The 15,794-nt window shown below is 44.1% G+C and carries 9 protein-coding genes; 1 reads left to right on the top strand and 8 read right to left on the bottom strand.

Annotated elements, in window-relative coordinates; translation table 11 throughout:
- Positions 1-10: 10 nt before the first annotated feature.
- The 4 genes from ACQRBJ_RS10335 to gyrA all read right to left on the bottom strand — a co-directional run bounded on the left by ACQRBJ_RS10335 (position 11) and on the right by gyrA (position 6,322).
- A complete protein-coding gene (locus ACQRBJ_RS10335; RefSeq protein WP_445303554.1) occupies positions 11-475 on the bottom strand; it encodes a lipocalin-like domain-containing protein in 465 nt (154 codons plus the stop codon).
- 27 nt (positions 476-502) lie between these two features.
- A complete protein-coding gene (locus ACQRBJ_RS10330) occupies positions 503-2,071 on the bottom strand; it encodes a capsule assembly Wzi family protein (RefSeq protein WP_445303553.1) in 1,569 nt (522 codons plus the stop codon).
- A 352-nt stretch (positions 2,072-2,423) separates the two neighbouring features.
- Positions 2,424-3,632 carry a hypothetical protein gene (locus ACQRBJ_RS10325; protein ID WP_445303552.1) on the bottom strand — a complete coding sequence of 403 codons (1,209 nt, stop codon included), beginning with the start codon at positions 3,630-3,632 and terminating at the stop codon, positions 2,424-2,426.
- Between the two features lie 77 nt (positions 3,633-3,709).
- Positions 3,710-6,322: a DNA gyrase subunit A gene (gyrA, locus tag ACQRBJ_RS10320; RefSeq protein WP_294970734.1), complete on the bottom strand. Its 2,613-nt coding sequence runs from the start codon at positions 6,320-6,322 to the stop codon at positions 3,710-3,712.
- Positions 6,323-6,867: 545 nt separating this feature from the next.
- On the opposite strand from gyrA, the gene ACQRBJ_RS10315 reads away from it, so the two are divergent.
- Positions 6,868-9,306 (top strand): ATP-dependent Clp protease ATP-binding subunit, encoded by a 2,439-nt coding sequence (locus ACQRBJ_RS10315; RefSeq protein ID WP_295346565.1) that lies wholly within the window; start codon positions 6,868-6,870, stop codon positions 9,304-9,306.
- A 97-nt stretch (positions 9,307-9,403) separates the two neighbouring features.
- Here the strand turns inward: ACQRBJ_RS10315 and ACQRBJ_RS10310 are convergent, their stop codons facing one another.
- The 4 genes from ACQRBJ_RS10310 to ACQRBJ_RS10295 all read right to left on the bottom strand — a co-directional run bounded on the left by ACQRBJ_RS10310 (position 9,404) and on the right by ACQRBJ_RS10295 (position 15,712).
- On the bottom strand, positions 9,404-10,678 hold the full coding sequence (locus ACQRBJ_RS10310; protein WP_445303551.1) for a TolC family protein: 1,275 nt from the start codon (positions 10,676-10,678) through the stop codon (positions 9,404-9,406).
- Positions 10,679-10,684: 6 nt separating this feature from the next.
- Positions 10,685-13,873 carry an efflux RND transporter permease subunit gene (locus tag ACQRBJ_RS10305; RefSeq protein ID WP_445303550.1) on the bottom strand — a complete coding sequence of 1,063 codons (3,189 nt, stop codon included), beginning with the start codon at positions 13,871-13,873 and terminating at the stop codon, positions 10,685-10,687.
- 52 nt (positions 13,874-13,925) lie between these two features.
- Positions 13,926-15,134 carry an efflux RND transporter periplasmic adaptor subunit gene (locus ACQRBJ_RS10300; protein ID WP_445303549.1) on the bottom strand — a complete coding sequence of 403 codons (1,209 nt, stop codon included), beginning with the start codon at positions 15,132-15,134 and terminating at the stop codon, positions 13,926-13,928.
- A 155-nt stretch (positions 15,135-15,289) separates the two neighbouring features.
- Entirely contained in the window at positions 15,290-15,712 is a 423-nt protein-coding gene (locus ACQRBJ_RS10295) for a hypothetical protein (protein ID WP_295346553.1), read from the bottom strand.
- Positions 15,713-15,794 lie beyond the last annotated feature (82 nt).

Below are 15,794 nucleotides of genomic sequence, written 5' to 3'. Positions count from 1 at the left end.
TAAAAGGAAACTAGAACTTTTTAAAATTCAATCTTAATTCTTTCGTACGAAGAATCATCTTATCGCCATTCATTTTCTCTTTATAATATGACTCAACCAGGTGGTTAATTCCACACTGGCGAAGTGTATCATTGATTTCTGTCAGGGGAATATCTCCACCATTCTCTACATCCTGATGCCAATTATTCTTATAGGGGGATGAAAGAATGAGACTATCAGAAGTCTGACGGAATCGGAAATAAAATCTCCCTCCTTCGTAATTATTCACTGACAGCAGCTTGTATTGTACTCCCCAGAAAACCCGTTGCTTGCTATAGTCGCTTCTGCCACCAGTGGCAAGCGTATCAATACTCTCCAAATGCCAGAATCCATCAAGACTGCCATTGCCACTACTCTCTATTTCACAGGAGTTCAACAATACACTGCCCAGCACTAGCATCAGCAGAACAAAAACAGATGCAATATTCTTATTCATATTTTTATTCATCTTTGGTTAAACGAATCATTTTAGCAATCCCTTCTTGGAAATGGTAAATTGGAATCCAGCATTATGTCCCAACATCTGATTACTTCCAAAATCCATTGCATAACCAGCCTTGACACTCCAGCCATGATTAAAATCATACTGCGACTCTAACAGAAAACTCATATTGTGATGCTCCTTCGTAAAAGGCTCGTCATAAGTACCCCAGCCTTTCTGATACGTAGCCATAGCCCGATATCCCAGTCGTTTTGTAGGCTGTCCGTCAAATCCTAAATGGTAAGCTATGAAACGGTTATTCTGCACCATTATTTTCCCATCTGTATTATAAATAGGTGAACGGAAAAGAGGGTTTCCGATTACTTGCCCCCAATGCTGCCAGCCGGTATAAATATTGTGATTATAATAATCGTCCATTCCGGCTACATGATCAGGAATATTCAACGTATGGTCGTGATTATACGGACCGCTTTGATACTTGGTGTAGATATATTCGAATACAACATTTCTCAACCATCTGGAGGTCTTTAAGTTCAACTCCATTCCCCAGAGCATATCCTTCAGTGCATAACGGAAGAAACGGGACTTCTTCTTCTGATTCCATTCATCACCTTCACCATATCCGTTATAGTCCAGCAGGAACATCTGGCTATGATCCTCAAAAAAATGGTCTAAATATGCATGAAGCGCCCAACTATCTGCCTGATAATTCACACGCATCAGCCAGGAACCCATCTGATTACCTGCAGCATTCGTATATTCACCATCCGTCGCATCAGAACCACCTGGAACAAAAGCGTGCCAAAAGCCTTTCAAACCTTTCTCGGTAGGCATCTGCACCATTTGTTCATCATACATCTGATAGGGATTTCCTCCAAACTCAGCGCCCATTTCCAAACCTAGTTCTACGCTCCAAGGACTGTTCTTCCTCTGATTTTCTATCTTAAGATAACCCGCCTTGCTATGAAAAAGGACATGATCGGCATATTTTGATTGACGTGAAGTGAATTCGTGCTGCCAACGGTCATCAGTCATCATTCCATAAGCAATATGACCTTTCAGCTGCAACCAACCATTCAGAATAGGTAGCGTTATGTATTCAGGCAAAGCCAAACGAACTTGAGGTATTGGACGAGCATTAATACCCAACGTCTGACTACCGCTTGACAAAGTCTGATTCTTGAGTTCCATAGGATATTCCTTAGATCCTATGGTCATAGTTCCATGAAGCCAGCGAACCTCAGCAAAAGCCTGCTGTACAATAAAACTGCTGGTATAATTTTCTGGTACAGCAATATCCAAGCCATAGCCAACTGCCCAACGACGAGCTGAATCTGATTCCAAAGGACGAACCAGACTACCGCGTAAATAACCATTGCAGTCATCTAATGAACTGAGACCATGCTTATTGGCATTAAGCCATAAAGGCGTTTTTCCCTTGGAAAAAGAACCCTGCATTTCGGCTTTCCATTCAATATTGCTGCAAAGATTTATCTTACTTTTCCCCTCTCCTTCGTAATCTGCATTCTGCGCATGTACAATAGGAGATAGAAAGGATAAAACCGCAAGAAAAGGTTTAATATTCTTCATTTTTGATTACTATTTATATAATAAACGATTTCTATCCACATTTATTATATCTGTTTAATGAACGATTTCTTTTTTCTTTTATTATATCAGTTTATCAGACAGTAGAAGTCGTTGGAAAAGACAGTAGAAGTTGTTGGAAAAGATAGTATATGTTTTCAGAAAAGTAAGCTTCTTAGGCCGCACAACAGCTGTTGTGCGCTTGCATAACAACTGATGTGCGCTCGTAAATCAGCTGGTATGCGTCCGTCGCACAACTGTTATGCAGCAACAGAAATCATACCAGACTTTCCTAAAAAAATCGCCTTACCGATTATTCGGCAAGGCGATTATAATTTCATATCATCCTATGTGATTACTTGCTCTCTTCCTCAGCCTTCTTGGTCTCAGGTGCATTAGGACCATAGTAACCATAGTAAGCCTGGTAACGGGTGTAACCCCAGTTAGCCTGTGCCTTCTCTGGATCGAGTTCCTTAGCCTTATCAAGAATCTTGATTGCCTCCTGGAAAACTACCTTACGGCCCTGAACAGCCTGGATGTCACCAGCCTTGCTGTTGTAGCAAGCACCAAGATATGTCATCACTACAACATTGTCTGGCTTTGCTTCGAGAGCCTGCTTGAGGCACTTGATTGCATTGTCAGCATCGTTCTTCTGAATGTACATCATACCCTTGTTGGCAAGAGCTACGAAGTTCTTAGGATCCTTAGCGATAGCTGCATCCAAAAGCTCAGTCTGCTCTTTCTCCATCTTCAAGGCAGAATACATAGAGTTCAAGCCATCGAGCATTACCTCATTAGATGGATCCTTAGCATAGAGATCCTTCAGCTTGTTAACGTAGTTCAAAGAGTCTTCCTTAGTCTTCAAACCATCCTTCATTACATAGAGCTTGAGGTTAAGAGCATCCTTAGCCTCCTTCTCGCTTGTCATGGCAATGTCGCAATACTTCTCGCAACGAGCAGCATCCTTGGCCTGATAAGCATAACGAGCTGCGAAGAGAGCAACCTGACCGATATACTCCTTCTCACCTTCCTTCTGCTTAGCATCAATAGATGCGAAGAGAGGCTCAGCATCAGTATCCAAGAATGCACCCCAATACTTCAAAACATCATCAGCCTTATTGTTCTGAGCTGCAGTCTGACCTGCATTTACAAGCTGCTGGCGAGCACCCCAAGCGCGGGAAGCATTGCCATTGAACTTAGGAGACACCTTACCCTTTGCATTAGGAAGCTGATCGTACTTGTAGCACTCGATAGCGTTCATCAAAGCATTGTAAGCGCCCTCGTTCATTACATTCTCATCAACAGGATCATTCTTCTTCATGAGCTGATTGGTCTGCTGAATAGACTGCTGATCGTTAAAATCCTTCATACTAAGGTCTACCAACTTGTTGTAAGCCTTAGCCTTCTCTGCATCATTAGCAAACTGACCCAAGTTCTGCTTTACCAAAGCCTCAGCCTCAGCATAAGTCTTTGCCTTCATGACAGCCTTGAGTGCATCACTGTCACCTGCGAATGCTGATGTGGCACCTAGTACCAACATAGCAGCTACGATTAACTTTTTCATTTTGTTTAAAGTTTAAAAAGTTGAAATTTATAATTTGTTACGCTTCGACAATATGATATGAACGAGTGTTCAGGGGATTACTCCTGAACATTCTCGTCATCTTGATTCTCCAACTGAGCTTCTGCCTCAGCTGCTTCTTCAGCAGTCTTGGCACCAACAGTATCGTTTTCTATTTCCTCGCTCTTCTTTGCCCAAGCTGAACGGCTCTCCTCTTCTACAGAAGCTTCGAGTTCTGAACTCATCACCTTACATACGCTGGCAATGACATCATTCTTCTTAGCCAGATTGATGAGGCGGACTCCCTGAGTAGCACGACCCATGATACGGCAATCGGCAACAGCAAGACGAATCACGATTCCACTCTGATTGATAATCATGAGGTCGTTATCATCGGTTACGTTCTTGATAGCTACCAGACGACCGGTCTTTTCTGTAATGTTAAGAGTCTTCACACCCTTACCGCCACGGTTGGTTACACGGTAATCTACTACGTCAGAACGCTTACCATAACCCTGCTCGCTGACAACCATCACGGTTTCCTTCTCAGGATCATTGACTACAATCATACCAATCAAGGCATCATCGCCCTCATCAAGACGCATACCGCGGACACCGGTAGAAGTACGTCCCATAGTACGGATCTGATTCTCATCAAAACGAACGGCACGACCGTTTCTGTTGGCAAGAATCAACTCGTTATGACCATTTGTCAAACGAACATCTACCACCTCATCACCCTCTACGATGTTGATGGCAATCACACCGTTGGTACGTGGACGTGAATATGCCTCGAGACATGTCTTCTTCACTGTACCGTTCTTGGTAGCAAAGACTACATAGTGATTATTGATAAATTCGGCATCATTCAAGCCTCTCAGGCGGAGGAATGCATTTACCTGATCATCATTCTCGATATTGAGGAGGTTCTGGATAGCACGACCCTTTGAATTGCGGTCGCCCTCAGGAATCTCATAGCACTTGAGCCAGTAGCAACGTCCCTTTTTGGTAAAGAACAGCATGGTCTGGTGCATAGTTGCAGGATAGATATACTCAGTGAAGTCCTTATCACGAGTACGTGCACCCTTAGAACCTACACCTCCACGAGCCTGTTCACGGAACTCTGACAATGGAGTACGCTTGATATAACCAAGGTGACTCACGGTAATAACCACAGGATCATTTGGATAGAAATCCTCTGGATTGAACTCATGATCATCTGGCTTAATCATGGTACGGCGAGCGTCACCATACTTTTCCTTCACCTCATTGAGTTCATCCTTCATTACCTTCTTGCAAAGCTCAGGGTCATTCAAGATCTGATTCAAGTAGTCGATGGTCTTCATCAACTCATTGAACTCGTTATGCAACTGCTCCAGACGCAAGCCTGTCAACTGACTGAGTCGCATGTCTACGATTGCCTTACTCTGCAGTTCATCCAGTTCAAAACGCTTCTCCAAGTTGCGCTGAGCATCAGATGGAGTCTTGCTGGCACGAATGATATGTACTACCTCATCAATATTATCACAAGCGATAATCAGACCTTCAAGAATGTGAGCACGCTCCTGTGCCTTCTTCAACTCGAACTGAGTACGACGGATTGTTACATCATGACGATGGTCAACGAAGTACTTCACGCATTCCTTCAAGCTCAAAAGGCGCGGACGACCATTGACCAAAGCAATGCAATTCACTGAGAATGAACTCTGAAGAGCTGTCAACTTGAAGAGTTTGTTCAAGAGAACATTGGCATTGGAATCACGCTTTACATCGACAACGATACGCATACCCTGACGACCGGACTCATCGTTCACGTTAGCAATTCCATCAACCTTACCTTCCTTGGCAAGATCGGCAATTGCCATTACGAGCTGCTCCTTGTTAACTCCGTAAGGAATCTCAGTGATTACAATCTTATCATGGCTTTCACCGCTTTCTATTTCGGCAGTAGCACGAACCACGATTCTACCCTTACCTGTCTCGTAGGCATCCTTCACTCCCTGGATACCATAGATAGTAGCACCTGTAGGGAAGTCAGGAGCAGGAATATACTGCATCAAGCCATCAGTATCGATATCAGGATTATCGATATAAGCACAGCAACCATCAATCACCTCGCCCAAGTTATGGGTAGGGATATTTGTAGCCATACCTACAGCAATACCATTACCGCCATTCACAAGGAGATTAGGAATCTTTGTTGGCATGACGGTAGGCTCCTGGAGCGTATCATCAAAGTTGTTCATCATGTCAACGGTCTCCTTATCGAGGTCGTCCATGATGTGTTCACCCATCTTTGAAAGACGGCACTCTGTATAACGCATAGCAGCAGGAGAGTCGCCATCCACAGAACCGAAGTTACCCTGTCCGTCGATGAGAGTATATCGCATATTCCATTCCTGACCCATACGAACCAAGGCACCATATACGGAAGAGTCACCGTGTGGGTGGTACTTACCGAGCACCTCACCTACAACACGCGCACATTTCTTATATGGTTTGTCACTGGTGTTTCCAATTCCCAGCATACCGTAAAGAATACGGCGGTGCACAGGCTTGAAACCATCACGTACATCAGGAAGGGCACGAGCCACAATCACTGACATCGAATAGTCGATGTAGCTAGACTTCATCTCCTCCTCAATGTTGATTTTCATGATTCTATCATGATCCATTGTCTGATTTTCGTCCATTTCTTATATTTATGTTTATGTATTTTTATTACCATGATTTTAATGGAAAATCGCTCAGAAGGGCATTTATTTGCGTTCTAAGCCGTTTTGCCTCTCCAAAAATCTCGACAAAGATACAAAAAAATATCCATACTCAAACGCTTTACAGGCAAAAAAAATGAATCTTTTAGCATTATTTGTCTTTTGAGAAAGAAAAAAAGTTGGCTGGAGGTTTGCAAATACCAAAATTATTTGTAACTTTGCACTACTTTATTAAGAAAGGAATATAGAATATGCAAAATCCATTTGAACATATACAGAAGATTCTAGCACAGTGTGGTGAGAATGTAGCTCGCCGCCATGGCAACAAGATTACGATAGAACATCTAATCTTGGAATTCGTGCGAAAGAATAAAGAGATAAACTACATATTGGAGACAGGATTCAGGGTCGACATCAACGTTCTTGAAAATTCACTCAATCAAGAAATTGCGAAAGAACCAAATTGCGACTCAGAAGAATCTGAACAGGGAACTCCTTCTTTGGACGCAACAGCTTCCGAGCTGATGCGTAATGCAATTAAGGAGGCTTATATCTGCGACAATTCACCTTATGTGGAGCCTAAGCATGTACTTCTGGCTCTGCTGAAACAGAACAATAATCCTATTTCCAATTTGCTTTCCGGCAACGGAATCACCTACGATAGTCTCAGAGATTATCTGAAAAACCAAAACAGGAATGCGGATGATGAAGCAAAACATCAGGCAGAAGAGATTGCAGAGGCTGAAGATTCAGAAATGGAACATGGAGAGATTACAGAAACAGACATAGAGGATACTCATGCAGAAAGTGAGTTGGCTGTAGATGAAAACAACGAGAATGACGAAGTTGAAACAGAAGAAGATATGGAACAGAAAAGTAAACGTCCGAAAGCTAACCTCCTGGATTCAGACGATGAGCCTCTGGACCTCAACAGCAATCCTGAAGACAATAAGAAAACGGCTAAGAAAGAGGAGAAAAAGACTAAGACAAACACTCCTTTCATAGACAAATATGGTCACGATTTAACTCAGGATGCAGCTAAGGGAATTCTCGACCCTATGGTTGGAAGAGAAAACGAGGTACAGAGAGTGATGGAGATTCTGGGACGCCGCAAGAAGAACAATCCTGTTCTCATTGGTGAACCAGGCGTGGGTAAGAGTGCTATCGTTGAAGGGTTAGCCCAACTCATCAAGAACCACCAGTCTGCCCCACTCCTCTTTGATAAGCGTGTCATCAGTCTCGATCTTACGAGTCTTGTCGCAGGCACTAAATATCGCGGTTCCTTCGAAGAGCGTATCAAGGGAATCGTGAACGAACTGGAGACGCACCCGGAAATAATCCTCTTCATCGATGAGATTCATACGCTCATCGGTGCAGGAGGAGCTGAAGGTGCCATGGACGCAGCCAACATCCTGAAACCGGCTCTGGCTCGTGGAGTAATACAATGCATCGGTGCAACAACACTGGATGAATATCGCAAGAGTATTGAGAAAGACGGTGCACTGGAAAGACGATTTCAAAAGATAATCATCAATCCGACAACGCCAGAGGAGACACTGCGGATACTTCATAACATCAAGAACACCTATGAGAAATTCCATGAGGTTACCTATAGTGATGAAGCATTGGAAGCATGTGTGAAACTGACTGACAGATATGTTACTGACCGTTTCTTCCCAGACAAGGCCATAGATATTCTTGACGAGGTCGGCTCGCGCGTACATCTTAAGAATGCAAGCATTCCTGATGACATTCTGGAATTGGAGCATAATATAGAAGTATTGATTACAAATAAGCAAAATGCTGTAGCGAATCAAAACTATGAATTGGCCGCTGCTTATCGTGACCAGCAAGCCCAAATGGAGAAGATGCTGACACGTGCCAGAGAAAAATGGCAAAACGGAGAAAGCGACAGTCATCGCACACCAGTAGAAGTAGATGACATTACTGCCGTGGTGAGCAAAATGACTGGTGTTCCGGTACAACGTATGGCTGAGGCTGAGAATAGCAGACTCTTGAAGATGGCAGAAAAATTGAAGAGTAAGGTCATCGCACAAGATAATGCCGTAGACAAGATTGTAAAAGCTATACAGCGCAATCGTATCGGCTTGCGAGATCCAAATCATCCAATAGGAGTATTCATGTTCCTGGGTCCTACAGGTGTTGGAAAGACATATCTGGCAAAAAAACTTGCTGAAGAAGTTTACGGAGATTCCAGTGCACTGATCCGCATAGACATGAGCGAATACGCTGATGAGTTCAACTCATCCAGACTGGTTGGTGCACCTCCGGGATACGTAGGATATAATGAAGGTGGTCAACTTACCGAGAAGGTTAGACGCAAGCCTTACAGCATCGTCTTACTCGATGAGATAGAGAAAGCTAGCGGCAAGATTTTCAACATGCTTCTGCAAGTACTTGACGAAGGTAGACTCACAGATGGCAATGGACGTCTCATCGACTTCCGCAATACCATCATCATTATGACTTCAAATGCCGGAACCCGTCAGCTAAAAGAGTTCGGTAAAGGCGTCGGCTTCAAGTCTGGCAGTATAGGTAATGTTGCCACCATGTCGGATACGGACAAGGAATACGCCCGCAATGTGATACAGAAGAGTCTGAGCAAGCAGTTTGCACCGGAATTTCTGAATCGCCTTGACGAGATTATCACCTTCGACCAGCTCGACATCAATGCCATCAAGCGAATCATCGACCTGGAACTCAGTTCGCTCATCAAGCGCATCAACGATATGGGTTATGGCTTCCAGATAACAGAAAAGGCAAAGCAGCTGGTTGCCGAGAAGGGATATGATGTACAATTTGGTGCTCGTCCATTGAAGCGCGCCATCCAAACCTATATAGAAGATGGAGTCTGCGAGTTGCTGATGCAGGGTAAATTGGAAAAAGGAAGCATCATCAATGTCGGGAAATGCCCTGGTAAGGATGAGTTGACTTTCAAATAAAAAAGGAAGAATCAATAACACTTCATTAAAAACATAAAGCGAAGCCCCTGTGCCTAAAAAAAAAGAGCACAGGGGCTTTACTTTTTAAAGTATCATTCTACAAGCTATTATTAAGCGCCATCAAGGCAAGTACAGCCTCATTGTATTCATTGATAACATCAGCTTGTTTCATTCTCATATCGATTGCCTCGTTCAAGGCATTCACATATTCCACATAATTGATTTCACCATTCTCATATTCCGTGGTACTCAGACGAACTATCTCATTGGCTTTATCAATATTCTCTCCGTTGTAATATTGCAACTTCTTCGTAGCATTCTGCAAACGGTTATACCACAACCGGTAATCACGTTCTTTCTCGCGGCGTTCCTGCTGCATATTCAGCTCTGCCAGCTCCCGGTCTTTCCTTGCAGCCTTCACCTTGGCCTTGGTTGCCCCATAAAAAAGAGGTACACCCACACCAATTTCAAAACCGAAGAAATTACCCTCTGTAAAACGCTGACGGTCGATATGATATGGATCCCAACTGGAAATCAGCAACTGCGAACGCAAAGCCAGAGAAAGCGAAGGCGCATAACCGGTCTTTGCACTTTTTATCTCCTGATCGAGTACCTTCAGGCGGTCCTGCTGATACTGGGCATCAGCCGTCTGCAGGTAATTAAACGAACTACTGATTGATGAATCCAATATGATAAGATGAGACTCTGACGGCAATATAGGCTGGTCTGAATTCAGCAGATTCATCAAAATCATCTGTTGATTCTCTGCCTCCGACTTCACATTTCTCATCTCCACCTGATTCTCATCACGCAGACGCTCTGAGGTAAGTACTTCCAACTGGCGGGTTTCTCCCGCCTTGTATCGTTTGCCGGCAATATCACAATAACGATTCAGTATAGAATCAAGACGTTGAAGAATACTCAGACGATAGGTCTGATACAGCATCGCATAATAAGTAGAAGCGATTTCCTGCTTCAACTGTTGCCTGGATACATTCAATCTGCTCTTTTCAGCCTGCGTCTCTGCTTTCAACTGTTTCTTCCTAGCTGCATAGACAGTAGGAAAATCGATGCTCTGAGAGAAGGTAAGTCCATTATCTGTATCACCGCTCGAAGCAGGATTCTGAGAGAAAGCCACCTCGGTTTTATCTACATCCCAAGCTGTACCTTCCATTACCTTGGCACGTTCTATCGTTTTTCTCCCTGCCTGAAGCGAGAGATTCTGCTGTTCAGCCAGATCAAAACACTGCTGCAAAGTCATTTTCTTCCCCGGCAGACTCGCATCAAAAAACTGGGCATGGACTGTTCCTGGCTGCAACAATATCATGACCGAGAATGTTACCTTTCTAAATGTTCCTATATACTTCTTCATGATAAGTTATTTTTTAGTAAAAGTCTTGTAGATGGCTGGCAACACAAGCAATGTGAGCAACGTACTTGTTATCAAACCACCTATCACTACAGTAGCCAACGGGCGCTGCACCTCTGCACCATCGCCCTGCGAAAGTGCCATTGGCAAGAAACCCATAGAAGCAACAAGAGCTGTCATTAAGACAGGGCGCAAACGAACCATACAACTCTCGATGATGCGATGATGAATCACTTCTGAGAGATTGGCAGAAGTGTTATCAGGCGAAGCCTTCTCTTCACGCTGCATCTGATTCATCTGTCCGATGAGTACAATGCCATTGAGAACTGCCACACCAAAAAGAGCAATGAACCCAACACCAGCCGAAATACTAAACGGCATTCCCCTGAACCATAAAGCCCAAACACCACCGATTGCTGCCAAAGGAATGGCAGAGAACACGAAGAGCGACTCTCGAACATTCTTGACCGTAGCATAAAGCAGCAGCAAGATGATGACAAGCGCTATCGGTATTACCACCATCAAACGCTGCGTTGCACTCTGCAGGTTTTCAAACTCGCCACCATAATTATAATAGTAGCCCTCCGGCAGCTTCAACTTTTCATCGAGAATTTCCTGAATATCCTCTACAGTACTCAGCACGTCTCTCCCCTTTACATTGAATCCCACATAGATGCGACGGGCACCATTTTCATGAGACACCTGTGCCGGAGCTGGCTCATAGACGATATCCGTAATCTGAGAAAGAGGAATCTTAGAACCATCAGCCAATGGAATACTCAATTCCTGTAGGGACTCTGCATTACGCTGAGAAGGATCCATACGAAGCACAACATCAAACTTCTTATCACCTTCATAAAGTGCACCAGCTACTGCACCAGCAAAGGTGGTTTCCAAGACCTGATTGATTTCATCTACGCTCACTCCATAAGAAGCCATGCGTTCATGATTGTATTTCACCTGAATCTGAGGCAAACCCGATACTTCCTCTACAAAAATGCCACTCACACCCGGTACACGCTCTATCAACTTCTTTACCTTTCCGGCTTCAGAAGTCAAGACATCAAGGTCTTCACCGAAGATTTTGATAGCCACGTCCTGTTTGATACCCGTCAGCAACTCATTGTTACGCATCTGTATAGGTTGCGAAATCTCAGCTTCCAAACCAGGAATCGCCTTCAAGGTCTCCTCCATCTTCTCCATCAACTCCGGAGTAGTTTCTGCAGACGTCCATTCTGCCTTCGGTTTGAGGGCAATCATGATGTCAGCACGTTCTATAGGCATCGGGTCTGTAGGAATCTCTGCACTACCAATGCGGCTCACCACCTGTTTGACTTCCGGATACTGCGCCTTCAGCAGCTTTTCTGCCTTGGTACAACATTCCACCATCTGAGAGAGCGAAGTACCTTGTGCCATACTCATCTCTACAGCGAAATCACCTTCTTCCAAACTAGGAATAAACTCGCCGCCAAGGAACTTGAAGCCCATGATACTGACACAGAACAATCCGATAGCGGCAGTAATGACATCTTTATTGCGCGCCAACACCCAGTCAAGGACAGGTCGATACCAACCTTGGAGTTTCTCTATCATCTTATCAGAAAATGTCTTTCGGTTATGTACCTTGCGACTCAACAACAGTGAGCTGACCATTGGCACATAGGTAAGCGAAAGAATGAAAGCGCCAAGGATGGCGAAGAAAACAGTCAGCGCCATCGGACGGAACATCTTCCCTTCAATCCCAACCAAGGTCATCAGCGGAATATAAACTATCATGATCATAATTTCACCGAACGCAGCACTCTGTCGGATGCGTGAAGCTGAAAAATGCACCTCTTCATCCATCTGCTTCTGTGTAAGAGCAAATGGAATATTCTGTCCGCCATTCTGACTTTGAGCCAGATAAGCAGCCCTCAGTTCTGGCTGCGAAAAATGCCCCGTATTAATATGTGTTACTACCGCCTCAACCATAATAACGGCAGAATCCACTATCATTCCAAAGTCGATAGCTCCGAGCGACATCAGGTTGCCATCAATACCGAAAGTCTTCATCATACCGAATGCAAAGAGCATACTGAGCGGAATCACACTGGCTACCACCAAACCCGCACGCCAATTACCTAAGAAGATAACCAGCACAAAGATAACAATGAGTCCACCTTCTATCAGGTTTCGGGCAATGGTACCCTCTACTCTATCCACCAGGTTGGTACGGTCAATGAACGGCTCTATCACAACGCCTTCTGGCAGCAATTTCTGAATCTGCTGAATACGCTCCTTCACATTGTGGCTTACTTCCTGAAAGTTTTCGCCTTTCAACATGATGGCGATACCTGCCACAACCTCACCTTCTCCATTGCGGGTTACAGCACCAAATCTCGTCGCATGTCCTAACTGAACCTTAGCTACATCGCTCACCTTAACCGGTGTACCGCCAGCTGTCTTCACCGTGATATTGGCAATATCCTCCAAACTCTTGACGGTTCCGATACCACGGATATAATATTGGTTGGCATTTTCTTCTATATAACTGCCACCGGTATTGGCATTGTTCTTTTCCAGCGCATCAAAAACTTCGCTAACGGTAATATTGTTGGCATTCAGCTGGTCAGTATTCACTGCCACTTCATATTGCTTCACGTAACCGCCCCAACCGCTCACTTCTGCAACACCGGGAGTTCCTGAAAGTTGCTTTCTTACTATCCAGTCCTGCAAAGTTCGCAATTGGGTAAGAGAGTATTTATGCTCATATCCTTCCTTGGCCCTTACCGTATAATGGTAGATTTCACCCAATCCGGTAGCAATGGGTCCCATTTCAGTATCAGTATTCTTTGGCAACTCTTTCTCTACCTGAGTCAGTACTTGGCTCACCTGCGAGCGAGCCCAATAGATATCTGCATGATCATCAAACACCAAGGTGATGACGGAGAGACCGCTACGGGAAATACTTCTACGTTCCTGAAGCCTAGGAATATTGGCGAGCGCCATTTCCACAGGAGTGGTAACATATTGTTCCACTTCTTGCGCTCCAAGAGAAGGGGCTTGGGTTATCACCTGAACCTGATTATCAGTAATATCAGGAGTAGAATCAAATGGAAGATGAACAAGCGACCAGATGCCCCATACCATTAGGGCTATAGAGAGAACTCCAATCACCAGCTTATGGCGAATGGAATAAGTAATCAATTTCTGAAACATAAGCTTTAATCTAAAATCTTTTACTGTCTATTGATAAATAATCAACTAAAGCTTAGTGAGCATGTTCACCATGTTCGCCTGTAAGCGATGCGAGATAGAACGCATTGTCGGTAACTATCTTCTTGCCTGCCTTCAGATGGTCGCAAAGCTTCACTTCTGTAAATCCACCGCCTGTAACGCCAGTGCTAACCTCATGTCGGGAGAAACTATACTCACCCTTCTTTGGTTCTCCATTGAGAGCAAAGACATACTGCTTACCATCGGTAGAAACAATTGCTTCAGAAGGCAAGGCAAGACATCTCTGTGAACCAGTAGCAATCTGTCCACTCACATACATACCATCAAAGAGTTTGATATGATTGATACGACTTGTTTTCAATGAAGAATCATCCATTTTTATATGAACAGCAACAGATTTCGAACCGTCGTTAAAGTATTGGTTCATACCATAAACTGTACCAGACAGCTTGACACCAGGCTGATTGGTCAAAGAGAGAGTTACACGATTACCCACCTTCACCTTGGCCAAATCTTTCTCAAAAACATTCAGATCGCATTCCACTGCCTGAGTATTTCGAATTTTCATCAGTGGAGTCTGCATATCTGCATAACTACCCAGACTTGCCGTCAACTGACTGACAACACCGGAGATAGGTGCACGAAGAGGAAAAGCCGTAGTAAACTTACCTTTGGCAACAGCCGAAGTAGAAATGCCCATCTGAGCGAGCTGTCTGCCAATACCCAAAAGATTGGCATGAGCCACTTGGTAATCTTTCCGGGTCTGCTGTAAGGTGCGCTTCACACCCGCTCCCTGCTTACTGAGCAGAAGTTGGCGCTCCAAATCAGCCTTGGCAAGTTCACACTCCTTGGCAGCAGAGTAATACTCACGCTGAAGACTTACCACATCTGTATTTTCAACAGAAGCAACAATCTGTCCTCTATGAACAAGCTGCCCTTCTTTTACAAAAATAGATTTCACGATACCGCCCATCAAGGAGGCAACATCACCCATCGCCTGTGCACGCAGTACAAGCGATCCTTTTGCTTCTATAGTGGCATCCATCTCGCGCTCCACAGCCTCACCCATCTTCAAATCTACGGTGCTGACCTGCTTGGCTGTCAACGGAATATGATCAAAATCCACTTCTTCATGCTCATGCTCCTCGTGTGCATGAGCCTCTGAGCCGGTCTGTTTCGCCAAGAAAGCGAATCCAGCCCAGGCTATCGCCGTAACGGCGACAATCAAAATTACTTTTTTCATGTTTGTCTTTTCTTCTATTTTATAATTCTACACAACAATTTCACACAACGAATCTTATCAAAAAGCCGTTGGCAAAAGTATACAAAAAATCTTGCAACTCAGTTGCATTCGAATCTTCAAACCGATTTCTGCAACCAAGTGGCAAACTTGTAAAATCATAAAATAGAAGGAGGTCCCCGTCTGCTATAGCCTGCCGCCAGTTCCTCAGCAAGATGAGAAGCAGCCACATGCTGCCATCTCACTGAAATGAGTGAGAGACGAGGGAGGGTTAAAAGGGAAGAACAAGACAAGACCACAAACTGATGGTTCTCATCTACCAGCAACTTGCGGATATTCTTCACCGCCTTGGAATTGACTACAAACTGATGCATTTGACGAACGCTACAGTTCTCACGATCACCTTCGCTCTCCTGATCATGATGCTCAGTATGCTCATCATTGATATTGCCGTCCTGCTCACATTGTTCTTCTACCATACAGATACGCCCTTTGTGGTGATGATGTGTCATCACCGTAGATAGCATGATACTCATGGTGGCTATCCAAAGACAGAATATGTACAGTATTCTTTTCTGCATACTAAATTTTTGCGCAAAATTACAGAAAAAAAGGCTAACCACCAAGAATAACAGATGTTTTTATAGCATTTTTTCTTAAAAA

Source organism: Prevotella sp. SGI.167, from assembly GCF_050313615.1.
Taxonomy (GTDB): Bacteria; Bacteroidota; Bacteroidia; order Bacteroidales; family Bacteroidaceae; genus Prevotella.
This window is presented reverse-complemented; position numbering and strand designations above follow the sequence as displayed.

Bases quoted from the DNA above. Each gene is read 5' to 3' on its own strand.
- ACQRBJ_RS10305 (WP_445303550.1), bottom strand. From the start codon at position 13,873: ATGTTTCAGAAATTGATTACTTATTCCATTCGCCATAAGCTGGTGATT.
- ACQRBJ_RS10335 (WP_445303554.1), bottom strand. From the start codon at position 475: ATGAATAAGAATATTGCATCTGTTTTTGTTCTGCTGATGCTAGTGCTG.
- ACQRBJ_RS10325 (WP_445303552.1), bottom strand. From the start codon at position 3,632: ATGAAAAAGTTAATCGTAGCTGCTATGTTGGTACTAGGTGCCACATCA.
- ACQRBJ_RS10310 (WP_445303551.1), bottom strand. From the start codon at position 10,678: ATGAAGAAGTATATAGGAACATTTAGAAAGGTAACATTCTCGGTCATG.
- ACQRBJ_RS10300 (WP_445303549.1), bottom strand. From the start codon at position 15,134: ATGAAAAAAGTAATTTTGATTGTCGCCGTTACGGCGATAGCCTGGGCT.
- ACQRBJ_RS10330 (WP_445303553.1), bottom strand. From the start codon at position 2,071: ATGAAGAATATTAAACCTTTTCTTGCGGTTTTATCCTTTCTATCTCCT.
- ACQRBJ_RS10315 (WP_295346565.1), top strand. From the start codon at position 6,868: ATGCGTAATGCAATTAAGGAGGCTTATATCTGCGACAATTCACCTTAT.
- ACQRBJ_RS10295 (WP_295346553.1), bottom strand. From the start codon at position 15,712: ATGCAGAAAAGAATACTGTACATATTCTGTCTTTGGATAGCCACCATG.
- gyrA (WP_294970734.1), bottom strand. From the start codon at position 6,322: ATGGACGAAAATCAGACAATGGATCATGATAGAATCATGAAAATCAAC.